The sequence below is a fragment of the Methanococcoides seepicolus genome (assembly GCF_023684405.1).
In the GTDB taxonomy this organism is placed as follows: domain Archaea; phylum Halobacteriota; class Methanosarcinia; order Methanosarcinales; family Methanosarcinaceae; genus Methanococcoides; species Methanococcoides seepicolus.
The window spans coordinates 1-25,048 of sequence record NZ_JAGSOI010000012.1 but is presented as its reverse complement, the minus strand read 5'-3'; the positions used below and the strand labels follow the sequence as shown (position 1 = coordinate 25,048).

Sequence of the window (25,048 nt, the reverse complement as noted above, 5' to 3'; positions counted from 1 at the left end):
AGGACAAAATATGACGGATATAGTACATGTAACATATAGGAAAACAGGCGAAAGTACCAAAAATAACCTCCTGGGTATGCGTGATATGCAAGCCCGTGCTTATGAATCAAGGGATGCACAATATTTATTGTTGAAAGCTCCACCTGCATCGGGAAAATCTCGTGCTTTGATGTTTTTAGCTTTGGATAAATTGGATAATCAAGGAGTCAAAAAAGTTATTGTAGCTGTTCCTGAACGTTCTATTGGGAGCTCGTTTGAGAAAACAGATTTAAAATCACATGGTTTCTTTGCTAATTGGGAACCTAATGACTTGTACAATCTTTGCACACCTGGAAGTGAAGGAAACAAAAGCAAAGTAGAAGCATTTCACAATTTTCTGGACAATGATGAGCGGATTCTCATTTGTACACATGCCACCCTCCGTTTTGCCTGTGATGAGTTGGATGAATCCAAGTTCAATAATGTTTTGCTTGCTATTGATGAATTCCACCATGTTTCAGCTGACGTAAACAGCCGTTTGGGAGAACTACTACGCGATATAATGCTTAAGTCGTCAGCTCACATAATTGCCATGACAGGATCTTATTTCAGGGGAGATCGTGCTCCTGTTCTAAAGCCAGAAGATGAAGCTAAATTTACAAAAGTCACATACAATTATTATGAACAGCTAAATGGATACACTTACTTGAAATCACTTGGAATAGGCTATCATTTTTATCAAGGTAAATACACATCTGCTATTTTAGAAGTATTGGATACTGATAAAAAGACTATTTTGCATATTCCAAGCGTCAACTGTGGGGAATCTACTAAAGACAAACACAATGAAGTCGATTTCATTTTAGATGAAATTGGTACTGTGATCGATCAAGATGCTGATACTGGAGTAATCTACGTCAAACGAAAATCTGATGACAAAATCCTGAAAGTTGCTGATTTAGTAGAAGATACTCCAAAAGAACGAGATAAGATTGTCAATTACCTACGAAATATTAAATCAATGGATGATATGGATTTGATCATAGCGCTTGGTATGGCAAAGGAAGGATTTGACTGGCCTTATTGTGAGCATGCTTTGACCGTTGGTTATAGGGGTTCATTGACAGAGATTATTCAGATAATTGGTCGTGCTACCAGAGACAGCAGTAACAAAACACATGCTCAGTTCACGAATCTGATAGCTCAACCAGATGCAAACGATAATCAGGTGAAGATCTCAGTAAACAATATGCTCAAAGCTATTACAGCTTCCTTGTTGATGGAACAGGTCCTGGCTCCAAATTGGAAGTTTAAGACTAAACTTTCGGATGAAGAAGAAGAAGAATCAGGTGTAATCAAAATAATAGGTTACAAAAAACCAAGTTCCAAAAGGGTCAAAGAGATACTAGAATCAGACATTAATGATTTGACAGCAAATATACTTCAAGATGACATCATGCTTAAAGCCATGCCTGGCAGTGTGGACCCAGAGGTCATTAACAAAGTTCTAATACCAAGGATTATCAGAATAAGATATCCTGATCTATCTGATAATGAAGTTGAAGAGGTCCGTCAGCATGTAGTAATTGCTTTGGTCGTTAATCCTGAAGAGATCAAAGAATCTGGAGACAAACGTTTTATCAGAATGGCCGACACTTTTGTGAATATTGATGATTTACATATCGATCTTATTGATCAGGTGAATCCGTTCCAAAAAGCTTTCGAGTTCCTCTCTAAATCAGTTACTACACAAGTTCTAAAAATTATCCAAGAATCAATTGATGCAACCAGGATCAATATGGATACTGAGGAAGCAATAATTCTATGGCCTAAAATTCAGGAGTTTGTAAAAACCTATAGCAAAGAACCAAGTCTTGGATCAAATAATCCATTGGAAAGAAGATTAGCTGAATGCCTTATCTATCTGAGAAAGCAAAAGAGAAATCAGGGTGCTTAAAATGGATAAGAATGAAGCTTTGCAGGGAATATTTGACTCTGACTCTTTGGGTTTGCTTGATGTGAAACCTAAAAGATCTTCAGCTTCGAGCAGTGATGAGCGTTTAATTACATCCTTTCAAGAGATCAATGAGTTCTTTGAAAAGCATAAAAGAGAACCCCAGCCAAATAGGGAGGATATATCTGAACACATACTTTACTGCCGTTTGAAAGCTTTCAGAGAAGATGAGGAAAATAACATGGCTTGTCAATCACTTGATAAGTATGGCTTACTCAAAGATGAAAGGATAGAAATTAACTCCATTGATGATATTTTTAGAGCTGATGAACTAAACCTCCTTGGAGGAGATTCAGAAGGCTTGTTTGATTTTAAGCATGTTCCTAAAGAGACAAATATGCCTGATTATGTTGCAAGTAGGAGGAAGTGCACAGACTTTGAGGATTTTGAACCTCTTTTTATAAAATGTCAATCTGAACTGTCAAACAAAAAACGCAGATTATATCCATTCAAAAATGAACAGGATATTAAACAAGGACATTTCTTTGTGCTAAAAGGAGTTCTGCTTTATGTTGATTACGTTGGGGAGAAAATCAGTGAAAAAGGCAAAATAAATGCTCGTTTAAGATGCATATTTGAGAATGGAACTGAATCCGACATGCTCCTTCGTTCCTTATCAGCGGAACTTTATAAAAACGGCAGAAGGGTTTCAGAAAATGAAGATGGGTTATTTGGTGGTTCAAATGCCATTACTGAAGAGGACAAAGAAACAGGTTCCATCTACATCTTAAAGTCATTGAGCAGTAACCCAAAAATTCAAAATATCTCAAATCTTTACAAGATTGGATACTCAAATATATCAGTTGAAGAAAGAATAAAAAATGCGGAACAAGAACCAACATATTTGATGGCTCCCGTCAAAATTGTATCAGAATTCAAATGTTATAACCTAAACTCACAAAAACTCGAGCAATTGACTCATACATTTTTTGGAAAAGTTTGCTTGAATTTTGATATATTTGATAAAAATAAGATACGTCACTCACCACGAGAATGGTTTATAGCACCTTTAGATGTGATAGAAGAAACTATTGAATTCATCATCTCAGGTGATATTATCGATTATCGTTATGATTCAGAAAGGGAAATGATTGTAGCAAAATGATTTTGAATTTAATAACTCAAAATCAACTTACTTTTTATTGTTCTTGATTTAAAGTCATGTCTGGACAAAAGGATTCGATATAAATGCTTTACTAATGAGGAAATATGTACTGATAAACCAGGATAAATGATACCACGCATACAAAAAGAAGCGATATCTATAGATTGCTTACCTTTTTCAAACATATGGAATTAAATAATGTGTTAATGAATCCAGGGAATACTAACCTGCATCACATGAAAATGAAATAAAATTCATTATGAGACATGATATCTTCTTGAAATCAGATGATCTAATCTGATTTAATGTTCAGCTGAACTATATCAGATGTACTTTTATCCTATGTAAATAGAACAAACTTTTCGTTTTCATTTCATCTTATTTATCTCATCTGAACATATCTGAAAGAGACTCTATTTGATGTAGTCGTTTTGTATTTGACATAATTCGCCGATATTTCTGAATTTGATGCCATACCTGGGCAATGGACAATCTCTAGATATATCTAACATTTTTTAATAATACATAGAAGTTGCTCATGAGCTATTCATTAACTATGAAACTGGAGATATCAAGGAATTATCTCATTATTTCAAGCCATTAAGCAGGATAATAATGCATTATATGGAACATCTTGAATCTAAAGTTTGATGGTGATGTTTGAGTTCTTGAAAGGGTTCATGCTGATTCTTTTATATGTATATATTGGAAAAGAAGCAAACAATATTGATGAACAGGAATTAGATGTGAAGAAAGCTCAGGAGTTTGTTGATGTGGAAGAGATTAAGAGGAACATTCTTGAAATGCCACAGAAAGAAGCCGAGATACTTGGAGTTTGTAGGAATACTTTTCAAGAAATTAAAAAAAGATCCGAGTAAGTGAAAAGTTGAATTTGAACACAATTGCTCTCAAAAAATTATCACTTTACAGTTGATACTCCTGCTATGAGAAAAGTGGTTGGACATGTAAAATAAGCTGAAATTATTTATATCTTTTTTTATTTAGTACCCAAGTTTGACAATCAAAATAAATATAAGTGTCCTTAGCTGATTTGAATCGTGACAAAACAAAACAAACTAAGAACATACGAAATAGTTCCTAACACCAATATATCCTTTCCGATTGGAACCATTCTGGCCGTTGAAAAATTCTATGATATCCTTGATCTTTCCACTGTTTTTGGCAAACACAAAAAGAACGGGATTAACATCAACAGTCTATTGAAAGCTCTTGTGAGCTATAAGCTCACAGATAATTTTAGCATCAAAAAAGCATATGAATGGATAAATCGTGATGAAGTTCTTGATCTTTTTGACCTTGATGAATTCAGCGAAAGAACTCTCTATCGAGTACTTGGAATAATTGGTGCAAATCGAGATGAGATTATTTCAGATATCCAGGATAACTTGTTCAAGAGGTATGATTTCGAACATACTAATATCAATATGGATTGGACCAGTGTCGTTCTTCATGGAGATAAAGCTCCACTTGGAAAATATGGTTACAGCCGTGATCATAGGCCAGATAAGAAACAAATCACCATAGGGATCAGCGAACTCGCTGATCCCATCAACCTTCCTTTTGGGATTACTGTGGAGAAAGGTAACCTGAATGATCAGACTCATTTTAAGAAGACGTATCATCAGGTTAATAGGAGACTTAGAAAAGGTTCTCTTGTTGTATTTGATAAAGGTGCAAATAGTATAGAGAATACTGCTTTGATCAGAGCAGATGAAATGCAATATATAACTGCAAAAAAGCTCAATAAGAGCGATGATAAAATCATCGCAGATTTTTATGAATATTGTCCAGAGATAATTAATCCAGAGAATGGAATCTATGGAATTAAGATCACTAAACCCAATAGTGTGAATTATTTTTACTTCTCAGAGAAGCTTCAAAAGGAACAACTTGAGTCAAAGGGGAGAAAAGTTCTGAGACAAATTCATGAGGCTAAAGAGTTGCAAGAGATCATTGACAGGAAAAAGAAGATCCCAAAACGTTTCAGGATCAATAATGTACTGATTGATGTAAGCTATTCATTTCAGACGAAACTGATCGAACTCAGTGAAGATGAAGCGATTAAACTTCTTGAAGACAAGCTCATCACTGGAAGAGAGGGATTTTTCTGCCTAAAATCAAGCAAGAATTTGACATTAAAACAGGCACTTCTAACGTATCGAAAAAAAGATTCCATTGAGAAGATATTTCATTCTCTGAAGAATGAGATAGAGATCAAACCGTTGAGAGTGTGGACGGATGATAGCATTTATGGTGCGATTATCATTGGGTTTATTGCACAGATGTTCATATCGCTGATGCGATATGAATTTGCAGAGTTGAAACATACGTCAACAAAATTCATCAAAAAATCCATTTCGAATTTGACAGTTACCGTGGATTCATGGCAGAGAAAATCAAAAAAGTACATTTATGCCAATTTTGATGCGATAAATAGGTTAGTTTTGAGGTCAAAATGGGGTATTTCATGACGATTTGAGTGAATTTGTTGAAACTGTCAAATAGGATATCCTGACAAAAAAAGTAAAAAATTGAACAAAAGAGAAGACATTCTCTTTAGAAAAAGGTAAAAACTGTCAAACTTGGGTTAGTACATATTTTTTAAAAATGAATGCAATTGAAATTGATATAAGTGTAAAAGTTAACTTAATATTAAAAAGCTGATTTGAGGAAGATACTCGAAAATCATAGTCTATAGTTATTATACCTTCTTATAACAGTTCCTATTTATTTTATAATCAACCTAAAAGTTTAATAAAACTTTCATCGATAAAATCTCCATCAATTAGAAAAAAGAGAATAGTGATTTTAAAGTTGTATAAAGTTGTGTCCCCTCAACAGATTTGCTAACTTTATCAGGACATACAATAGCTACACTGTATTTTGCTCTTGTTAGTGCGACATAAAATTGAGCTTTCGTTTTGTCTGCTAAATTTGTATTGTTATTAAATACCCATTTTAACATACCAATAGTTGGGTAAATAATTGCTCTATCACACTCAGAACCCTTTGATTCACCAAAATTCATGACTGAATAGTCTTTTCTTACTCTTTTTTCTGTGATACTATACCTAAGTTGAAGAGGTCTGTAAGTATCTAAATATTGATCAAGTTCACACATTCTTACTAAAAAAATACCATCATGACCTGTTTCTGTGAGTTGGTCTGAATTACATTCATTGTAATTTGGATAAAGTCTTGATGAAAAATCACATATAAGCCCATTATTTCGATGTGAAATATTTAATGATATCTCATCAATTTCACATTTCTCATTTTCACATTTATCGAGTATGAAATTTTTAATTCTGCCATATGAATATTGTTTGTGTGTCTGTTCATTATGAGTAAGGTATGTTACTTGACGCGGGTCTCCAACTAAAATCACATTTGTGGGGCTACTAAATAATAATTTTATAAATTCCAAATCGTATCCTGCTAAATCTTGGACTTCATCTACAAATATATGAGAATAAATTTTACTTAAGCGATTTATTACGGCACTTTCGCTTTGTTCATTAAGTTTGAATACAAGTTTAGCTATTTTATCAGAGTAGATGCAAAAATCATCCGTAAAATAGTATTTGTTAAAATTTGACTCTGGATAACAGATTTTTTGACCATTCTTGTTTGTAAAACGATATCCTGATGCCTCATTAACTAATACCATTCCGTTTATTTTATGTACGAATAGACAATCTTGATACGGTTTAATGCCATCCTGAATTAAAAATGAAAACCATGTTTGAACAGTGATATTTTTTGGAATGCATTTTTCCATCTCAATAATTTTTCTGCGAATGGCTTCTTCATTTGCTTGCGTATATGTAGTTATAAGAATATTACCATCGCGCTGTTTTAGTGCTTCTTTAATTATCTCAGTCGTTTTTCCAGAACCTGCAGCGGCAATAATCAGTTTGTTTTCACTCATTACACCACTTCACAGCATCCATTATGTATTTAGGATAATTTAGTTTATTGTTACTTTCAAAGACGCAAAGTGCCCATTTCGTCTTGTTCTTGCTCATGTATTCGGTGATTTTTTCTTCTGTATCATAATCTATGTTGTTGATTCCAATTGTTGTGCATAATGCAGATAAATCGGTATTGTTGGCTTCAACAAATTGAGGTTCAAGCGTTCTTAATGCATTTCGTTCATCTGCGAAAATTGAAATGCACCCTATACTCTCATATTTTTTGTATTTGTTTGTGATTTTTGTTTCGTAATCACCGTCGTTATCCGTTATGACCGCTACGGGTTGATTAATTATTTTCGCAATCTCCAAAAACCGTTTGAAAGCCAAGCTGCGGACTGAAATAACATCAATTTCATCTTCAATAGGTAATTTGCCCTCTTTAGCATCCATATATGCTTTTTGAACGACTAATTCATCAGAATCTCCCTCTACTAATATTGCTTTTTTACACAATATCATTCTTAGAGTGTCATAACCAGATATTTTTTCAAAAAACTGTTTTGTAGATTTTTCTAGATCATTCAGTTTTATTTGATTCTGGTTGTTTAAAAGAATAAGATGATCTAAACCTAATTTGTTGGCAACGAAGCTACTATGTGTAGAAATAATAATTTGTTTTTCTTGGCAATCGTTCTTAATATCATTAATCAATTGATTTAGTTTTGTGTGTGTAAGATGATTTTCGGGTTCTTCTAAAAGAATAACTGGGGCATCTTTTGTTTTTTTATTGAGGAGTGCTAGCTTTGTCTTTATAATACATTGTTCTCCTTTGCCGACATAGTGAAATGGAACATCATCCAAATGTGCCATCAAACTATTTTCCCAAGAGTTTTTAGATGAATGTTCAACAGACAATTCTACTGTTTTTTCTGATATGTTGATATTATCTTTTATCTTTTCATTTATTTTTTGGATAGTAGGATCATCCATGAAGTATTCTTTCATATTTCTATGAGCCTGAGATATCTGCACAATTTCTTCTGCATCTAAATATTGTCGAACAATTCGTGATAGGTAAATGTCAGATCCGTTTTGAGAACCACATGAAGATGAATCAATCAATGCTGATTTTACAGGTATACTCTTAGTCGTTATGTCTTTTCTAGCAAACGTTGACCACTTAATAGAATAATATTCAATAGGAAGTGTTTTGATGGTATCACTTTTAACAAGGATTTCATATTCTTCCTTGTATTCTTCATCAAACTCTATTTTTAATGCGAGTCCACACCCATTCATATCTCTACTACTATTGCTACTTCCCATAAATGTTGGAATGCTCTCATTATCAAAATATAGTTCAATTAGTATATGAGGTGGATCACTTTTTCCATTATTATTCAAATTAGCTATATATTCATCTATTATCTCATTATTAAATAAGTACTGGGTGAGTGTATTTTTTAGATATTTTCCATTTAATATTCCAGTTAATGCTAAATGAATGGCTTCAATAATTGTGGATTTACCAGCCTCATTGTTTCCAACTATTATATTCAATCCTTCATTTAATTCGAGTTGAAATTCACCTTTAAAACATTTGAAATTTTCAATTTTTATTTTTTTAATCATTATTTTTCATCGCCATTTTAGCTAACTGTAATGTACATTTGTTTATACTGTTTTGGTTATCTTGCTAGTACATAACTGTTCCTATTTTATTATGTTGAATTGACAAATATTCTATCGTGATGTTTTTTTTATATGATTACCCTATTTAATTTCAATGTCATTACATACCTTCTACCTCATTGAAACCACACATTACAATTAATCTTTCAAATTTTACATTAGGAGTGTCTCGGATAAATTTTTTCGGTGATAAACTATGACTACCGAATCTGATTTTATGACATTTCTTGAGAACGCAATATGGAACAAAACATGGGAAGATGAAGATGATGAAGATAATGAAGATAGAGAACTACTATCCTATGAAGTACTGACACTTGAAGAAGCAGGAGTCCTGTCTAATGATAATGGCTTAGTTGTTATCGCACCAGACAGATCAACCTTTGTTGTGACAATCCAGCAGAGGATGTGATTGTGTGGATGATATTTTTGGTGAAGTTGTCTATACTTGCACTTCAGAACAAGCTGTTGAAGATGGTATCCTTTTCGACATCCTGCAAGTCAATACTAAATGGGAGATCGGAATCTTTAGGTACATTACAACTAACCTGATGGCTCAAGGATATTTGCAGGATGATGGGATTAATATCCCAAACCTGTTAGACCTTTTGAATCAAGCTAACACTATTGGAAGGCATCTAATGGGTTCAAGGATAAGTCTGAATCGTTTTATTCAGGTAATATTGAATTGTCCAGTGGGAAGAAACAGCAGATATTCATATCACTAAACGAGCTTGGTAAGTATACAATCATGCTACCTGAAAATTCTTGAATCTAATAATCTTATATTCTTCTTTTTTTGGAGTTTGATCGAATATCTGTTTTAGCAATCTTTTTAACCGTTTCTCTTTCAGAATACCAGCTACTAAAATTCCATCGTTTCTTGTAACTACATTTTGGATGTGGACAATTCCAATTATAAAGACCAAACACATTATCTTTTTGATTTAGTTCAGTATTACATTTCGGGCAGATTGGGGGTATTTTTATGTCAATATCATCTAAATCTAAAGGCTCTTTTCCTATGGACCAAGGAGTTCTATTAGGAATGCGCATTGTCCATAAAACGTCTTTATATTCAATATTTCCAAGAATTTTCCATCCATGGATAGGATGTCCAGTTGGTATCAATCCGATTCCTTTTTTTTGGGTTTGTCTACGCTTATATATGAAGATGCCAACAATCCATAATATTCCAAAAGCGATGATGAGCATATAATAAATCGATGGCACTTTCTCAAGATATGAGAATAATACGCCATTAGTAGTATCAGTACCAGCAGAAAATGCTATAGATACAATAAAAAGAACAATTATTGGATTTATATAATGCTCAAGAAGGTAGCCTATCATTCCATTAATAATATCACTTTCCTTTTAAATTTGATTGTTTGTCTAATGATTCTAACCTTCATAAATAAGTTTCGAATGATGTTATTAAACAAACTTGACACATATACAATTATGCTTACTTAAGTTGACTAACAAAAAAGAGCTACTATTTTTTTCTTTACAATTTCTATATATGTTATGTAATTTCCTCATCATATTCTATATATGGTTCGTAATCGATTAAATGAAAAATAATTGAGATATTTATTAATTTACAAAAAGAGTTCGTTCGTGTTTGAGTTCCCTTGGACCAAGTGGCTTTCTAAAGTAACTACACCTTTGCTCAAGAGGTTCTTGTTTTTCCTCTGCAACTTTCTGCATACAACATTTTTTATATTTCTTCCCACTATTGCAGGTACATGGTTAATTCTGTCAACGAACAAGAATTAAATTCGATATATCTATAGATTTTTTTACGTTTACTTTTGTTAAATTTCAGGCTAGTAACAGTGCGAAAATTGATGTTAGCTTTGCAACGCATGGATAATATTAAGCATTCGTATGCCAGAACCAATATTATATTTGAGACGAATGTGTAATAAATACGACTTTGCCAAAAGTTATGTGCTACCATGCTATAGACAAAAAAGCATCTATAGGATATTTTAACCCATATGAAATGGAAACAACGTTAGATATTGGCATATCGACAACTATTGTAGATCCACGAATCAATGCAATTCCATACATGTACGGGTTAAGTATACCTATAGATTCAACCATACATTAGGGTTGGATATTATTTCTATTATTTCAGGTAAGACATTTTACCATAATGTCCGTGATAATGATTTTTCCATGTGTCGCATGGATAATTACGTGTAACGTGTGTCGCAATGATTTTGATACGTCCAATGTGTCGCATATGTATTGAATAACGCCCAGAAATAGCCAAACGGGAATTGAACCAGGGATTAGGGCTTGGGGAAAATATAACCCTACACATGGACAGAAATGGACTGATACTATCCACAGTGTAGGTCTGTTCTCATATGCTTGCACGCAATGTTGATGTTATCATTGTTTACGGGTATTGATTATATCCTGTAGATTGGTGGATACTTTAGCATATGCGACCGTGGAATTATTGAGCTTTTCTAGGTAGTTGGTCATAAGCACGGATCCGTTTGTATGTCCGATCATATACTGGATAAGGGATTCTGATATACCTACCTTGACGCATTGATCTATGAACAGATTCCTGCAATATTTCAGCCCGATCCCACGGACCCTGAAGTATTTCTGAACCGCATTGATACTGATGTCGGGTGTGCGCTGCAATGTCCTTGCAAAGTCAGACGGCATAAATGCTTTTATTGCGTGTTTGTTCCCGCGGTTCCAGTCAATGTCATAGTACGCAACATCCCCGCTGAAATGTAAACGCTTAACATCAAAATTATGGACGATATGGATCGCTTCGGTTGTCCTTATACCACTGTATAGCAAAAGCTGCATAAAGTGTACATATGTTGGATTTTGAGCAGCTTTGAGGACATTCTGTATATCTTCAACATCTGGAACCCATGTGTCAGGGTTGGTGCTTTTCATGGACAACGGTTTTTTCCATTCTATAGCCTGATCAGACGTGAGGATATTACGATCCTCAAGAAAATGGATATAATTCCGTAATGCTTTAGCATACCAGTTCCATCCTGTCTGGACAGTGGATGAAAGTTGAACGATGTCGCATTGATCCTGAAGTGGTAGATCTGTAAGATATCGATCTGTATATCTGATATACTTCAAGGCGGTATCCTTAGACATGCGTGCAAGGATCCATGATGTGAAATCCTCACGATTATCATTGTAAAATATTGCACAACTTTTCATGGAGTTGGAATCGATACGCTGCGCTGCGAAATGGCGTTGACTGGGGCCTTCCAAGCCCTAAACCCGGGTTCAAATCCCGGTTGGCGCATCCTATTCTTTTGTTAATTATTCTTTAAATATTGTCTATCCACTAGCTGGTTTTTTGTGACTTTCTAATGTTCGGCGTCTTAAGTTATTGATTAACACTTCACCATGTTTAAATATTAGTTAGTCTAACTAACGATCATGAAAAAACCATTATCATTTGAAAAAGTAGACAAATTCTATAAGAGTATGTTGAAAAACAATGATAGTTCTACAATGTGTGAAGATGTGAGCTTTAGTTCGATTCTGTATCTTCGTGAAATTATGTCCCTTGATAAACCTACGCTATCCGAACTTGCATCTGCAATGGATGTGAAAAAGCCTTCTGCAAGCAATATGGTGAATAAGCTTGTTGGAAAGAGCCTTGTCAAAGTTATTCGCTCTAAAGATGATCGGCGAGTGTGTCGGATAGAACTTTCCCCTAAAGGGACGGAAGTTGTCAGTGTGGCCAGTTCGGGCGATGTTCTGTTCTTTAACAAGGTCCGTGCTATTCTTGATGACAATGAGTTCGAGGTATTTTCAGGCTTGTGGGAAAAGATAACTTCTAATCTTGAAGGGGATGGTGGGAAATGAGCGGAGACGAATTAGCAGTTGAAAGTATAGGGAAATTGTTCAGAAAATTTGCACTTCCTGCGGTCGTGGGATTCATTATCGGTGGTGTGCAGATTACCATTGATGGCTATTTCATCGGTAATGGCGTAGGTACTCTTGGTCTCGCATCGGTGACACTTGTATATCCTTTGCTCATTGGTATGATTGCAATTGCCATGCTGATAGGAACGGGCGGTGCTTCCCTTGTGGCCATAGAGCTTGGGAATGGTAATCGTAAGCGTGCCCATCGGATCGCTTCTGATATGCTGCCTTTGATGTTTGTGGTGGGTACATTCTTTGCTATACTGGGGCTGTTCTTCACTGAACCGTTGCTCAGGATGGTAGGTGCTACCGGTACTGTTTTCGTTATGGCGAACGACTATCTTCAAATAATGTTCATAGGTTCTATCTGTTTCATTGCAGGTATAGGGCTTGATCCTCTTGTGCGTAATGACGGTCGCCCTAACTTTGCTATGAAGATGATGTTTGTGGGCGCTGTGACGAACATCGTGCTTGATTATCTTTTCGTCATGCGCTGGGGTATGGGTATGCAGGGTGCTGCCATTGCTACTATTATCGCGTTTGCAGTTTCCATGGTCGCATTCGTATCCTATTTCTTCAGCAGGCATGCGCAGTTGAGACTTTACCTTTCCGACATAAGCCCTGACCTTGAGATCATTGCAGGCATATTAAAGACTGGTTTTCCGGCATTCGTCATGCAGGCATCCCTTGGAGTGCTTGTGCTGAGCTATAATTATATGCTCCTGAAATACGGTTCTGAAATTGCTGTATCTTCTTATGGTGTCATCGAGTATTCGTTCGCCATCTTCTACATGATATTCGAAGGCATCTCCGGAGGTGTACAGCCGATAATAGGATTCAACCACGGCGCAAAACTTTACGACAGGGTTTACAGTGCTACCAAAATGGCCATACTATCATGTTTTTTTGTAGGGCTTTCAGGATTCACTCTACTATACCTGTTCCCGGAAACGATCATCCAGCTTTTCAATCGCAATGATCCCGAATTGCTAGCAACAGCCGTCGAAGGCATGAGGATATTCATTTTCGGTATCCTTGTTGAGGGTGTCATCATATCCGTGGCTGTCTATTACCAGTCAGTGAACAAGATAAAACCTTCATTGTTCATCCATTTCGGCAAGATCTTCATCTTCATTCTTCCCTTACTGTTCATCCTGCCGAGATACTACGGTCTTACAGGTGTCTGGATGGCAGCCCCTGTGGGTATATATCTGATGTTCGCAGTTGTGGCGGTCATGTTCCTGAAAGAAATAAAAATTCTCAAACATCCTCCGAACGAAGTCAATTAATAAATTTTGTAAGGCTGCGATAAGGTCATGCAGAGATATGCCTTGTCGCATCATTGCATAAGATTAAATATGAAAAATGAGTTTAGAGATTGTTCTTTTTTGCGGGGGTTGCCCAGCCTGGCCAAAGGCGCAGGGCTTAGGACTTTATTCAAAGGGCTTCGTAATATTTCAAAGGAACTAGCAACATAGAAAGCGCAACGTTAATATTCAGAAACGCGTTTAATTACATCTCTCAATGCGAGGGTTGCCCAGCCAGGTCAAAGGCGATGGGCTTAGGACCCATTTTCGTAGGAATTCGTGTGTTCGAATCACACCCCTCGCACCATTTTTTTTATACGTATGCTTGTGTTTATAACTATGTGTGTTTTTTGTAACAGTAAATACGTTATTTTCAAAAATTGGAAAAGCGAGGGTAAATGGGGTAACAACAATAATACATACACCCCCCTGGTATTTTGATGCGAGTTATCAGCTGTTATTGACACTTCAATTTGTACTCCACAACTGCTCAGCCTTGAATACCTTGCAGCGTCCGTGGGAGAAATGGTGTTACTATCACACTCAACGCAGACCTGCGTTTAGTGGCAGTTCCAATGAGAAGCAGCTTTGTAATGTACTGGACCGTGTGGTATGAATAAGACGAACGACACGACACCGAATGTCTTGGCTCTGATCCATTGATTCTGTTTTGAGCGTGAAACATCTTGACCTCGAGCTGAGCATGCTGGGACGTGTAATAGGGGATGATGATGTATATTATTTTGATAGGGAGGGTATCTCACCTGCGGACGGACAACCAGTAAATACTTCATCGCAAGGTTAGTCGGTCTGAGTAGCTCAAGTGTCCTACTTGACGTCATCGGTGGGTCTTTGGGAATATGTTGAGTGATTGGTATCCTGCGGGCTATCGGCCCATTAGTTCGAGGTAGAATATCACAGCTAGTTCATTTGTTGAGATGTCGGATTGCCTATGGGCAGAATTTTAAGAGGGTCTAAATCCTGCCTGTGCTGAATGGAAAGGCCGTCTCCCATGGGGAGCGAGTGGTCGAATAGTAGTTAAAAATATCAACTCAATATGATAGATCTCAAATCTATAATCTATGGAATCAAGGCAAGGAGTCGATTAATCGGAATGATAAATTTTGGCAGAAAATGTCTTCACTTCATTTGGTACAATTGTTACAATTGGGAATTGATGCATGAGTAATTCTGCGTTTGCCTTGGAATCCATTGGTTCGTGCCGTTTTATCCCCACATGTATGGGGAACTCGATAAAAGAATTAATTTCCAGACGTAGCTGTTACACATATTTTCACTTATTTACCCCCAATATATTATTCAGGTATTTTTTGTTATAGTTTTTGATTGCCACCTACCATTGTATTGAATTTTTGCTGTCATTTATAGAGGAATTCTACAGAGCTGAAGTCTCCTAACAATATAATGGGGAAACATTTAATTGGAACATTTATCAACTCTAATTGGGGTGCGAGATGGAAAAGATAAGAAAAAGGGACGGTAGAATCGTAGCATTTGACTCTGCAAAGATTACTTTAGCAATACAGAAGGCCATTTTGGCGGTAAGGGAAAAGAACGGCGACCTGACCAGTAAAATATCCTGCCAAGTGGTGGAGGCTCTTGAAGATAAGTTCAAAGACAGGATTCCTGGTGTAGAAGATGTACAGGATATAGTTGAAGAGATTATAATCAGGAATGGATGCGCCAAGGTGGCCAAAGCCTATATTCTGTATCGCCAGAAAAGGACAGATGTGAGGGAAGCAAAGAAGCTTTTGGGAGTGGAAAAAGATGAGCTCAAGCTTAGTATCGATGCTATTAGGGTACTGGAGAGAAAATCTCTGCTGAAGGACGAGAAAGGCAACATCATAGAGACCCCTGCCGGGATGGTCAAGAGGGTGGCCAAGGCTGTAGCCTCAGTTGATAAAAGATACGGAGGGGATGTGAAAAAGACAGAAGAGGAGTTCTACAGGATGATGGCAGGTCTGGAGTTCCTGCCCAATACTCCAACACTGATGAACGCTGGTACGGACCTAGGGCAGCTGAGTTCGTGTTTCGTGTTACCTGTGGAGGATTCCTTGAAGAGCATCTTTGGGGCTTTGACTAACATGAGCCTGATACACCAATCAGGGGGTGGAACTGGCTTTTCTTTTTCGAAATTAAGGCCTCGGGGGGACATAGTAATGTCTACCAAGGGCGTGACCTCGGGGCCGGTGTCCTTTATGAGAATCTTTGACCAGGCTACTGAAGTGATAAAGCAGGGTGGGAAGAGGAGGGGTGCCAACATGGGCATCCTGAGGGTTGATCATCCTGACATAATCGAATTCATAATCTCTAAGGGAAATGAGGGTTTCTTGGACAACTTCAATATCTCCGTGGGTGTTACAGACGAATTCATGAAAGCGGTTGAAGAGGACAGGGAATATAACCTCATAAACCCTAGGACGGGAAAATCCACAGGAAAGCTGAAGGCTAGGGATGTTTTTGACTTGATAGTAATCATGTCCTGGCGGACTGGAGATCCGGGGATGGTCTTTTTGGATGAGATTAATCGAAAACATCCCATCTCTCATGTTGGTATCATTGAAAGCACCAATCCATGCGGTGAGATACCCCTCCTTCCATACGAATCCTGCAACCTCGGGTCTATCAATCTGTCCAAGATGGTAAGGGACGGTGAGATTGACTGGGAGAAGCTAAGGAAGACCACGAGGTTGTGTGTGCATTTCCTGGACAACGTGATTGATGCCAATAGGTATCCCTTGAAAGAGATTGACAGGATCACAAAAAATAACCGTAAGATTGGCCTGTGTGTGATGGGGTTTGCTGAGATGTGCACCATACTTGCAATACCCTACGATTCGGAGGAAGCCATAAAGACCGCCGAAAAATTAATGAAGTTCATCAGGGACGAATCGGTGAAGAAATCAGTGGAACTTGGTGAGAAGAGGGGATCATTTCCGAACTTCAAGAGTAGCATGTGGGCGAATGATTACAAGGCCATGAGAAATGCTACTGTAAATACCGTAGCTCCCACTGGGACCATAAGCATAATTGCCAATACAAGTTCCGGTATAGAACCCATCTTTGCCCTATCCTTTGTAAGAAATGTCATGGGGACGCAGTTGCTGGAAGTAAACCCGGTGTTCGAGAAAATCGCAAAGGAGAGGGGATTCTACAGCACTGACCTCCTGATAGAGATATCCAAGACAGGGTCTATTAAGAACATCCCGAAGATACCCGAGGATATTAAGCGTGTATTTGTCACATCTTTGGACATTGCCCCGGAATGGCATGTCAGGATGCAGGCGGCTTTCCAGAAGTATGTGGACAATGCTGTTGCCAAAACAGTTAATCTGCCAGCCAACGCTACCCTAGAAGACGTCAGAAAAATCTATGTGATGGCTTATAAGCTGAAGTGCAAGGGAATCACTGTCTACCGCTACGGGAGCAAGACCAAGCAGGTTTTAGTGATAGCTGGTTTAAGAAAAGATAAGGAGGAGGGAATTGTGGCGGATTCAGAATTCTCTGGAGATTGTATTACCGAGGAGTGTCCCCTCGGAGGTGTTTAAGTGGGTAAAGGCATGGTATATCTTTACACAGGGGAAGGTGAGGGGAAGTCCACAAGCGCCTTTGGATTGGCTCTTAGGGCGGTGGGCCACGGGTACAAGGTCATAATTATCCAGTTCATGAAAGATCGAAAATACATAGGGGAGTACAAGATAAAGGATAGATTGTCACCAGAGTATGAGATTTACCAGTTCGGGAGGAAGGAGTTCATAAACCTCAAGACTCCTGAGCCTGAGGACTATAAGCTGGCGGCAGAGGCCTTGGAATTTGCAAAGAAAGCTATCCAGACGGGACCTAGGCTCTTGATACTGGACGAGATAAACCTTGCGGCCCACTTTGGAATTCTGAAGACTGAAGACATCCTCAAACTGTTGGAGGATATCCCGGAGGAGACTACACTAGTCCTGACAGGAAGAAGGGCTCCCAAGGAACTGATAGAAAGGGCAGACCTTGTAACGGAAATGAGGTTTCTGAAGCATCCTTACGAAAAAAACATCCCGGCAAGGGAAGGTGTTGAATATTAACCACCAAAATTCACATTTCCTCCGTGTGCATAAATCGTGAGAAGATATCGATGTGGGAACTGCAAAAAGTGTTGATATCATAGATATTTCGCAGATAAAAATATGTAAATCATAATGGCAAACAAAATTATTTTGCACTATTACTATACTTTGTAGAGAATTCCGATAAACCTGCCCAACCGCATTAATATTTATAATATGTTGTAATAATATTGAATTCGATTCTGTGGATGGAGGTTACGATCCATTCCGCAATCATCTGATATTTGGTATCATTTGGAAGATGTTATTAAAAAAAATGTCATCAAATTAGCTTTTCGTTTTAAAAGCGTAACTTTTTAACGTAGGAAGCATTGATATTGAAAAAAGGTAGTGGGTGCAAAATATTGCAATCCACTATGTTATTATGCTTTAATGGCTACCAGTGAAAGACCCAGTTTCTTTTCTAAGTCCTTTACTTCTTTAGTAGCATCTTCATTTAAGTCTGCATACTCGATTCCATCATCTGAAAAAGCAATTAAGGTTATACCTAATTTGCTTTCTAGATCAGTGATAGCTTTCAGATTTTCGGTGTCTATTTTTGAAAAACTCCACATTTTAAAACCCCAACAGAATATACATTAGATTAGCTAATATATGGTTTGTCTGAAACACTCATAAATATAATTAATATTAGATACTTTGGTTGGCAAACTTCATCGCTCAAAAAAGTTGTAGTGTATTTTTGGCGCATTCGGTAAAATTTAATTTAAATCGAGTAGAAGAGGCTTTTTTTGCAATTGGGAATACATGCGGAGGAATTATACCACGTGTAAATGTATAGTATGATTTCTTTTATATGAGTTTAAACCGAAATTCGCGAACTACTGTATTTATCCACGATTTACTTCGAAACGTTGGCTTTTCTCCATAATATATTCTCTTTATCATCAATGCACTCCATACATCCCCTCTCATTCAGGTCTTCAAGTATTTCGATCAGATCCGATTGTTTTATAGTTATACTGTAGGAGGCATCAAACTCGTTACAAATTTGCTTGGGGGTTAAAGTCCTGTCAGCAATTATCTTTTCCGTAAAGAACAATTCAGTCTTTCCTTTTTCTTCTCATCATATAAATGGCTGAAATCAACAATCCTGATGCTGCAACGAATGATCCAAAACCGGGTGATTCCTCATTAGTTGATTCATCTCTAGCTAGTACATCACCAAAAGCATAGACTCTGCCATCCGCAATGGTAAATACCATTCCATCCGAAACGGCTGGAGAGGATCCTCCGTATTTCGAATTCCATATCAATTCCCCGGTAAATGCGTCCAAGGCACATGTTCCATTAAGTCCGGTATAATCATCTTCTGTCTCAAGAGCGGTGCCTACAAATACTTTTTCATCTGCAACGGCAACCGAACAGAGCCATCCCCCAATCCCATCACCGGGAGTCGTGTTCCATTTGAGATCTCCGGTTGTTGCATCGAAACAGTATGTCTGTAGATCAGTGTATCCATAAATTCCTCCGGAAACATAGACGTTGCCATAAGCCACCGTTGGTGTTGAATCTGTCCGATGTATCGACCTTTTCCATAAAATGGAACCATTGTTTTTGTTCAGTGCGTATATCTCGCCTTCGCCATAGAAATTGTAGGTAGTCACATAAACAATATTGCCATAGATCGTTGGAGAACCACAGCAGTTATACACAATTTCACTCTGATTCCAGATCAGGTTTCCTGTATTTGAATCAACGCAGTAGACAGACCCTGCATAGGTCTGCCCATATTCCCAGCTTGTGAAATAAACCCTGCCTTCCTCATACGCAGGTGTCGCCTGTACATTCCCATTAGCACTAAAATTCCATAACTCCTCTCCGGTCACTTCATCGAAGCAGTAATAGTGACCGTCCCACTCACCTTCGAATAGTTTCCCATCTGCCACTGTTGTACCGCTATTAACCGAATCAGGCAAGCCACACCACACACTGCCGTTGTGGTAGGCAGGAGAAGCTATTGAATTATATTTGGTGCTACCTCTACTGTGATTTGTCAGGAACTCACCGGTATACTGGTCCAAAGATTTAACGTAGTCTCCACAGTTTACGTAAACCTTCGCGTCAGCGATAACAGGTGATGAACCTTTTACTGCCCCTATATCTCCGCTGGCCCATAATATGTTGTTCGTATTCGGGGCATCAGATGGGGAATATCCAGTATTTTGAGCATCCTTATGGAACTGCTCCCACTCTTTTGGGATTGACTCCTGAATGCAATAGAGGTATCCACTATCCGTTCCAAAGTAAATTTTTCCATCAGATATTGCGGCACCTTGTAATATGTATCCATCATCCGGTGGATTATATTCCCAGGCAAGAGAACCATCTTCTTTCAGGCAATAAAGAGAACCATTACTTTTTGCCCCTGTAAAATAAATGTACGTCATCTCACCCTCCACAGCAATGGCTGGCGACGACTTCACACCCGCATCAACAAAATAAGACCACAAAATATTTCCGGTTGAATCGTCCAAACAGGTGAGATTACCTGTGTAACCATGTTCCCCCTGTCCTACATAGATTTTCCCATCGTGGATAGCAGGTGTTGATGTACTGAAACCGTTCTGAGTAGACCAACCATCATTGATGAACTTTCCATTATCATATCCGATCTTCCATACATATCCTAAAGACTGTCCCCTTTCTGAGGTAGTATATACGAATCCATCGTTATATGTTACAGATGAACGGAACATTCCAGGATCATCCTTTGCAAAATCGAGAACTTCAGAAGAGAGATCGATCTCATCTACAAGGCCTCCGTTTTCTTTATCGAGGCTTACCAACTTACCTTCGTGCGTTGGATATACAATGAAATCCTCTATAACGCATGCACCATTCCACAAGAATCCTGCAGATCGCTCATTAGCATATTTCCAGAGCTGTTGTCCGTTCTCATCGTAGCAATAGTAATATTTTGTAGCAACTCCGCCCTTAAGTCCATCTCCGATATATATCATGTGATCGAAATAGGTTATAGGACATTCAAAATTGCTGTCAGTCACATGCTCATTCCAAAGCTTTTCACCTGTTAATCCATCGAATGCAAACAAGTCACCACTATTGCTGGCAACAAAGATCTTTCCATTGCCATAAGCTGGTGTCGATGATTGAAGTGCAGTTCCCCCAGTGGTTTTATTTCTCCAGACCAGATCCCCATTGTTCTTGTCAAATGCCCAGATGGAACCATTCGTTGTATAGATATACACAAGATCGTCTGCAATTATAGGTGGGGCGTTGATACCATTCTCTTCATACATAGAGGTGGTAACACTCCAGGCTGTTTCCGGATTATCCTTGACTGCAGGGTCCTGTGTTAATGCGGTATGTTCCCAGTCAGATTGAAACTGTGACCAATCGGACGATGTGGCGACTGTCGACATTGAAGTTAAAAATATAAAAATGAAAAAAAATACGAATGCTTTATTAGATATTCTTTTTTTGTTCATTTTACATTCATCCTTGATACAGAATCGTTTGACCCTCACTTACCTCAAATTTGAATCCACAAAATGTTGATAACTTTTCAGCCCACATCTACAAAGATCTGTAGAAACAAACCGTCCTTCTTTTATTGGTTTCGATTTCCATCCTCCACTTCCAGAGTCGCTTCAGCTGTGATCTTAAATGGTGAAATACCAGTGGTTTCTGCTCTGAAATAGATGGTATCATTATCCTCCCTGTCCTCGAGTTCCTCTGTGTTTAGAGAGTTCCATTTATCATCATAGAATCTATTCAAAGTGATCGTGGACCTGTTTACATTACTCTCGTTGATTTCTGATTTTAGTACTCTGAACTCTATGGTCATATTTTCCGTGCGTTCAGGCGTTGTAAATCCAACCAGAGCAGACCAGATGTCAAGATTTTGGTAATCTCCGGTTATTGTTTTTGTGTACGAAGAATTAACTTTATATCCATCTATATGATCAGACTCCAAAACACCAACTTCGGAAAAATTTTCATATGATATGACAAATGGTGTAAAACCGGTGGTTTCTGCTCTGAAATAGATGGTATCATTATCCTCCCTGTCCTCGAGTTCCTCTGTGTTTAGAGAGTTCCATTTATCATCATAGAACCTGTTCAAAGTGATCGTGGATCTGTTTACAGTACTTTCGTTGATTTCTGATTTAAGAACTTTGAATTCTACAGTTATATTATCCATGCGTACAGGGTTTGCAAATCCAGCTTTACCGATCCAGATGTTTAGGTACTTATAGACCTGTTTCTCTATTGATGTTCCGTACGTAGAATTGGAATTCAATATCTCAACAACGGCAGCTTGTTTCCCCCAATTCTGCTTCGCGTCAAATGATATTGAGGTGATATAGTTATCTGGATTATAGAACTCATACGTTGTTTTATGACCAAATGCCATGTAACTTATACTTGTTTCGAATGCAATGATATTCTCAGGCGCTTCTCCAGTACTAAATAAGATGTTTGCTGAACCACTGCTACCGCTACCCCCACCCCCTCTCCTGCCGCCACTATCAATAACAGTTTTTTTGTTTGTTAAGCCAAACAAATAATTCGTGTCAGTACCATAATATATCCATCCATCAGATATCGCGACACCTGCAAGAGACCAGTCTGTTTTTCCCGGTTCCCCATATGACCATTGTTCTACAGGATTACTGTTCCCATTGTAATCTTTAAGGCAATATATCATTCCATGTGCATCGTTTGTTGTGAAATAGATGTAAACGTTGCCATTTCCTGTATCATAACGTTCCGATACAGCAGGAGAGGACATTACATCACCAGATACTGCAAAAGTCCAGATACCAGTTAAATCGGATGCATTTAAACAGGATAAAGCTCCAGCACTTCCGACATAGACCTTTCCATTGTAGATTGCCGGTGTGGATACACTGGGACCTATATACGTGTTGTAACTATCCATGGTGTCAAACTTGCCACTGCTATGATTGAATCCAAGGACAAAACAATATCCACCTTTTGATGTGAAATATAACTTTTCACTGTTCCAAACAATAGAGGAACGGATCTCCTTTACATCAACACCAAAAACGGAAGAGACATCTATTTCATCAGTGGTATTACCCGTATCTTTTTCAACCGATGTCAGATGTGATCTGTCATCACCATAGATCAGATAATCCCCTTTCAGAGCTGCGCCTGCCCAGTAATAACCTCCGCCACTGGTAGAGTCACGACTCCAGAGCTCAGTACCGTCCTTCACATCAAAGCAATAGTATGTTCCATCAGTGGATGAGCCAGTGCCACCACTGACAGCATCCCCGAAAAATATCCGTTTATTGTCGTATGTAACAGGCGTATTCAGTTGATTACTGGATATTTTAACATCCCACATTTCAACTCCTGTCTTTGCATCAAAAGCATATACTTTTCCATTTTTAGTGGGAACAAAGATCATGTTCTTCCCGTAGGCTATATTTGCAAGAAGGAAACCGCTACCGCTTGAAGAGTTTTCCCATGTGATGTTTCCTGTCTCTTTATCGATGGCATACACTTTGTTGTCACCGGTTGCCACGTATACAAGGTCTCCAACAACTATGGGTGCAATGTCGATGTTAGAAGATAATTTCCTTTCCCATGATAAGGAACTACCAGTCATCGGATCGGATATCGGTGCTTCATCCTTTGTAATTCCGGAGTTAATTTTGTCCTTCTGGAACTGAGACCAATCAGATGCGCATGCTATACCCGACAAGATACAAATGAATAGTATTGCACTCAAAAAAAAAGCGAAAACGTTTTTATTTTTTTTGTTCATCCATTTAGCCCCCCCCAACGTCTATATTTCAAATCTCAATATGAGAGTATCGGAAAATGCTCTTCATCACTTTCCCGACACGGTCTCAATATTTGTATGTCGATTTATCACATCCTTCTTCTCACGATAAAGATAGCTGAGAGCAACAAACCGAATACTGCAACTATTCCTTCAAATCCAGGCAGACCTTTTTTGGGTTCTTCGGCTTCATCGATTGGTGCATCAGACTGCTCTGCAGAGCCTGCATCCGCATCCTTGCCAGGTGCAATTTGGCCTTCATCTTCTTCTGGTTGTGTTTCATCGACAACTTTCAAAATAGTGGCATTACCCGTTCCACCACCGCTACTTTTACTTTTAGTACTACTTTCAATTGCTGCAGATATATTCAGGACATATGTTGCCTCACCGATGATAGGTTCATATGTCGTACTGTTCGCTGGACAGAACCAGAAACTGACAATATCCCCATTCCTCAGCTTGTTCTTACTAAGTCCTTCAGAAGCTGGCACATCATTGATCAAGATCGACCATGATTTAGAGGTAGGACCCCATGGTTCATTGTTAGTTCCATTAATACCATCGATCCAGAACGAACCTAATGATGCGTACCATTCGTCTGTTATGTTGATACTAAAACCAGCACTTTGATTCGCAGTCACAAGAGCTCCAAGATCGGTGAAATTATTGATCTCATAACTTGCAGACTGATTGTTGGTAGGAACAAAATCAAATGTGCCTGATGGTAGCTCAACCTCACCATCCCAAATGACAGTTGTAGGTTTCAGAGTGATGTTCAGGACATATGTTGCTTCATCGATGATGGGTTCATATGTCGTACTGTTCGTTGGACAGAACCAGAAACTGACAATATCCCCATTCCTCAGCTTGTTCTTACTAAGTCCTTCAGAAGCTGGCACATCATTGATCAAGATCGACCATGATTTAGAGGTAGGACCCCATGGTTCATTGTTAGTTCCATTAATACCATCGATCCAGAACGAACCTAATGATGCGTACCATTCGTCTGTTATGTTGATACTAAAACCAGCACTTTGATTCGCAGTCACAAGAGCTCCAAGATCGGTGAAATTATTGATCTCATAACTTGCAGACTGATTGTTGGTAGGAACAAAATCAAATGTGCCTGATGGTAGCTCAACCTCACCATCCCAAATGA

General features: G+C 38.1%; 17 protein-coding genes, 2 tRNA genes and 3 pseudogenes. 12 read left to right on the top strand and 10 right to left on the bottom strand.

Annotation, left to right across the window (positions count from 1 at the left end; translation table 11 throughout):
* The first annotated feature begins 10 nt into the window (after positions 1-10).
* The 4 genes from KDK67_RS04650 to KDK67_RS04635 all read left to right on the top strand — a co-directional run bounded on the left by KDK67_RS04650 (position 11) and on the right by KDK67_RS04635 (position 5,590).
* Positions 11-1,936: a DEAD/DEAH box helicase gene (locus KDK67_RS04650; RefSeq protein ID WP_250867672.1), complete on the top strand. Its 1,926-nt coding sequence runs from the start codon at positions 11-13 to the stop codon at positions 1,934-1,936.
* Between the two features lies 1 nt (position 1,937).
* Positions 1,938-3,098, top strand: coding sequence for a GIY-YIG nuclease family protein (locus KDK67_RS04645; protein ID WP_250867671.1), 1,161 nt, complete (start codon positions 1,938-1,940; stop codon positions 3,096-3,098).
* A gap of 650 nt (positions 3,099-3,748) precedes the next feature.
* On the top strand, positions 3,749-3,976 hold the full coding sequence (locus tag KDK67_RS04640) for a hypothetical protein (RefSeq protein ID WP_250867670.1): 228 nt from the start codon (positions 3,749-3,751) through the stop codon (positions 3,974-3,976).
* A 177-nt stretch (positions 3,977-4,153) separates the two neighbouring features.
* A complete protein-coding gene (locus KDK67_RS04635; RefSeq protein WP_250867694.1) occupies positions 4,154-5,590 on the top strand; it encodes an IS1634 family transposase in 1,437 nt (478 codons plus the stop codon).
* Positions 5,591-5,904: 314 nt separating this feature from the next.
* Here the strand turns inward: KDK67_RS04635 and KDK67_RS04630 are convergent, their stop codons facing one another.
* Positions 5,905-7,050 (bottom strand): UvrD-helicase domain-containing protein, encoded by a 1,146-nt coding sequence (locus tag KDK67_RS04630; RefSeq protein WP_250867669.1) that lies wholly within the window; start codon positions 7,048-7,050, stop codon positions 5,905-5,907.
* Positions 7,043-8,668, bottom strand: a complete 1,626-nt coding sequence (locus tag KDK67_RS04625; protein WP_250867668.1) for an ATP-dependent nuclease — start codon at positions 8,666-8,668, stop codon at positions 7,043-7,045. The genes KDK67_RS04630 and KDK67_RS04625 overlap by 8 nt, the downstream gene beginning before the upstream one ends.
* Positions 8,669-8,924: 256 nt before the next feature.
* On the opposite strand from KDK67_RS04625, the gene KDK67_RS04620 reads away from it, so the two are divergent.
* Together KDK67_RS04620 and KDK67_RS04615 are read left to right on the top strand one after the other, a co-directional pair.
* Positions 8,925-9,140 (top strand): hypothetical protein, encoded by a 216-nt coding sequence (locus KDK67_RS04620; RefSeq protein WP_250867667.1) that lies wholly within the window; start codon positions 8,925-8,927, stop codon positions 9,138-9,140.
* A 4-nt stretch (positions 9,141-9,144) separates the two neighbouring features.
* Positions 9,145-9,456 (top strand): hypothetical protein, encoded by a 312-nt coding sequence (locus KDK67_RS04615; protein ID WP_250867666.1) that lies wholly within the window; start codon positions 9,145-9,147, stop codon positions 9,454-9,456.
* A gap of 55 nt (positions 9,457-9,511) precedes the next feature.
* On the opposite strand, the gene KDK67_RS04610 is transcribed toward KDK67_RS04615, so the two are convergent.
* The 3 genes and pseudogenes from KDK67_RS04610 to KDK67_RS04605 all read right to left on the bottom strand — a co-directional run bounded on the left by KDK67_RS04610 (position 9,512) and on the right by KDK67_RS04605 (position 12,004).
* Entirely contained in the window at positions 9,512-10,081 is a 570-nt protein-coding gene (locus KDK67_RS04610) for a hypothetical protein (protein WP_250867665.1), read from the bottom strand.
* 246 nt (positions 10,082-10,327) lie between these two features.
* Positions 10,328-10,483, bottom strand: a pseudogene (locus KDK67_RS14525) (SEC-C metal-binding domain-containing protein); the annotation flags it as partial.
* A 654-nt stretch (positions 10,484-11,137) separates the two neighbouring features.
* Positions 11,138-12,004 (bottom strand): integrase, encoded by an 867-nt coding sequence (locus KDK67_RS04605; RefSeq protein WP_250867664.1) that lies wholly within the window; start codon positions 12,002-12,004, stop codon positions 11,138-11,140.
* On the opposite strand from KDK67_RS04605, the gene KDK67_RS04600 reads away from it, so the two are divergent.
* The 6 genes from KDK67_RS04600 to KDK67_RS04575 all read left to right on the top strand — a co-directional run bounded on the left by KDK67_RS04600 (position 11,976) and on the right by KDK67_RS04575 (position 18,065).
* A tRNA-Gly gene (locus tag KDK67_RS04600) sits at positions 11,976-12,038 on the top strand. The genes KDK67_RS04605 and KDK67_RS04600 overlap by 29 nt on opposite strands.
* 137 nt (positions 12,039-12,175) lie before the next feature.
* Positions 12,176-12,607, top strand: coding sequence for a MarR family winged helix-turn-helix transcriptional regulator (locus KDK67_RS04595; RefSeq protein WP_250867663.1), 432 nt, complete (start codon positions 12,176-12,178; stop codon positions 12,605-12,607).
* Positions 12,604-13,956 carry an MATE family efflux transporter gene (locus KDK67_RS04590; protein ID WP_250867662.1) on the top strand — a complete coding sequence of 451 codons (1,353 nt, stop codon included), beginning with the start codon at positions 12,604-12,606 and terminating at the stop codon, positions 13,954-13,956. The genes KDK67_RS04595 and KDK67_RS04590 overlap by 4 nt, the downstream gene beginning before the upstream one ends.
* Before the next feature lie 237 nt (positions 13,957-14,193).
* A tRNA-Leu gene (locus tag KDK67_RS04585) sits at positions 14,194-14,281 on the top strand.
* A 1,168-nt stretch (positions 14,282-15,449) separates the two neighbouring features.
* Entirely contained in the window at positions 15,450-17,543 is a 2,094-nt protein-coding gene (locus KDK67_RS04580; protein ID WP_250867661.1) for an adenosylcobalamin-dependent ribonucleoside-diphosphate reductase, read from the top strand.
* The gene (locus KDK67_RS04575) at positions 17,544-18,065 is read left to right on the top strand and encodes a cob(I)yrinic acid a,c-diamide adenosyltransferase (RefSeq protein ID WP_250867660.1); all 522 of its coding nucleotides are present in this window, start codon (positions 17,544-17,546) and stop codon (positions 18,063-18,065) included.
* Between the two features lie 404 nt (positions 18,066-18,469).
* On the opposite strand, the gene KDK67_RS04570 is transcribed toward KDK67_RS04575, so the two are convergent.
* The 5 genes and pseudogenes from KDK67_RS04570 to KDK67_RS04555 form a co-directional block, all read right to left on the bottom strand.
* The gene (locus KDK67_RS04570) at positions 18,470-18,661 is read right to left on the bottom strand and encodes a hypothetical protein (RefSeq protein WP_250867659.1); all 192 of its coding nucleotides are present in this window, start codon (positions 18,659-18,661) and stop codon (positions 18,470-18,472) included.
* A gap of 489 nt (positions 18,662-19,150) precedes the next feature.
* Complete coding sequence (locus KDK67_RS04565) at positions 19,151-21,493, bottom strand: outer membrane protein assembly factor BamB family protein (RefSeq protein ID WP_250867658.1); 2,343 nt, start codon at positions 21,491-21,493, stop codon at positions 19,151-19,153.
* A 188-nt stretch (positions 21,494-21,681) separates the two neighbouring features.
* Positions 21,682-21,969 (bottom strand): annotated as a pseudogene (locus tag KDK67_RS14520) (PGF-pre-PGF domain-containing protein); the annotation flags it as partial.
* A 366-nt stretch (positions 21,970-22,335) separates the two neighbouring features.
* Positions 22,336-23,712: pseudogene (locus tag KDK67_RS14515) on the bottom strand (outer membrane protein assembly factor BamB family protein); the annotation flags it as partial.
* 266 nt (positions 23,713-23,978) lie between these two features.
* On the bottom strand, positions 23,979-25,048 hold a 1,070-nt coding region (locus tag KDK67_RS04555), incomplete at its 5' end, for a PGF-CTERM sorting domain-containing protein (RefSeq protein WP_250867654.1).

Excerpts from the sequence above, each read along its gene's own strand:
- KDK67_RS04650 (WP_250867672.1), top strand. The coding sequence starts at position 11 with ATGACGGATATAGTACATGTAACATATAGGAAAACAGGCGAAAGTACC.
- KDK67_RS04645 (WP_250867671.1), top strand. The coding sequence starts at position 1,938 with ATGGATAAGAATGAAGCTTTGCAGGGAATATTTGACTCTGACTCTTTG.
- KDK67_RS04640 (WP_250867670.1), top strand. The coding sequence starts at position 3,749 with ATGGTGATGTTTGAGTTCTTGAAAGGGTTCATGCTGATTCTTTTATAT.
- KDK67_RS04630 (WP_250867669.1), bottom strand. The coding sequence starts at position 7,050 with ATGAGTGAAAACAAACTGATTATTGCCGCTGCAGGTTCTGGAAAAACG.
- KDK67_RS04625 (WP_250867668.1), bottom strand. The coding sequence starts at position 8,668 with ATGATTAAAAAAATAAAAATTGAAAATTTCAAATGTTTTAAAGGTGAA.
- KDK67_RS04620 (WP_250867667.1), top strand. The coding sequence starts at position 8,925 with ATGACTACCGAATCTGATTTTATGACATTTCTTGAGAACGCAATATGG.
- KDK67_RS04610 (WP_250867665.1), bottom strand. The coding sequence starts at position 10,081 with ATGATAGGCTACCTTCTTGAGCATTATATAAATCCAATAATTGTTCTT.
- KDK67_RS04595 (WP_250867663.1), top strand. The coding sequence starts at position 12,176 with ATGAAAAAACCATTATCATTTGAAAAAGTAGACAAATTCTATAAGAGT.
- KDK67_RS04590 (WP_250867662.1), top strand. The coding sequence starts at position 12,604 with ATGAGCGGAGACGAATTAGCAGTTGAAAGTATAGGGAAATTGTTCAGA.
- KDK67_RS04580 (WP_250867661.1), top strand. The coding sequence starts at position 15,450 with ATGGAAAAGATAAGAAAAAGGGACGGTAGAATCGTAGCATTTGACTCT.
- KDK67_RS04570 (WP_250867659.1), bottom strand. The coding sequence starts at position 18,661 with ATGTGGAGTTTTTCAAAAATAGACACCGAAAATCTGAAAGCTATCACT.
- KDK67_RS04565 (WP_250867658.1), bottom strand. The coding sequence starts at position 21,493 with ATGTCGACAGTCGCCACATCGTCCGATTGGTCACAGTTTCAATCTGAC.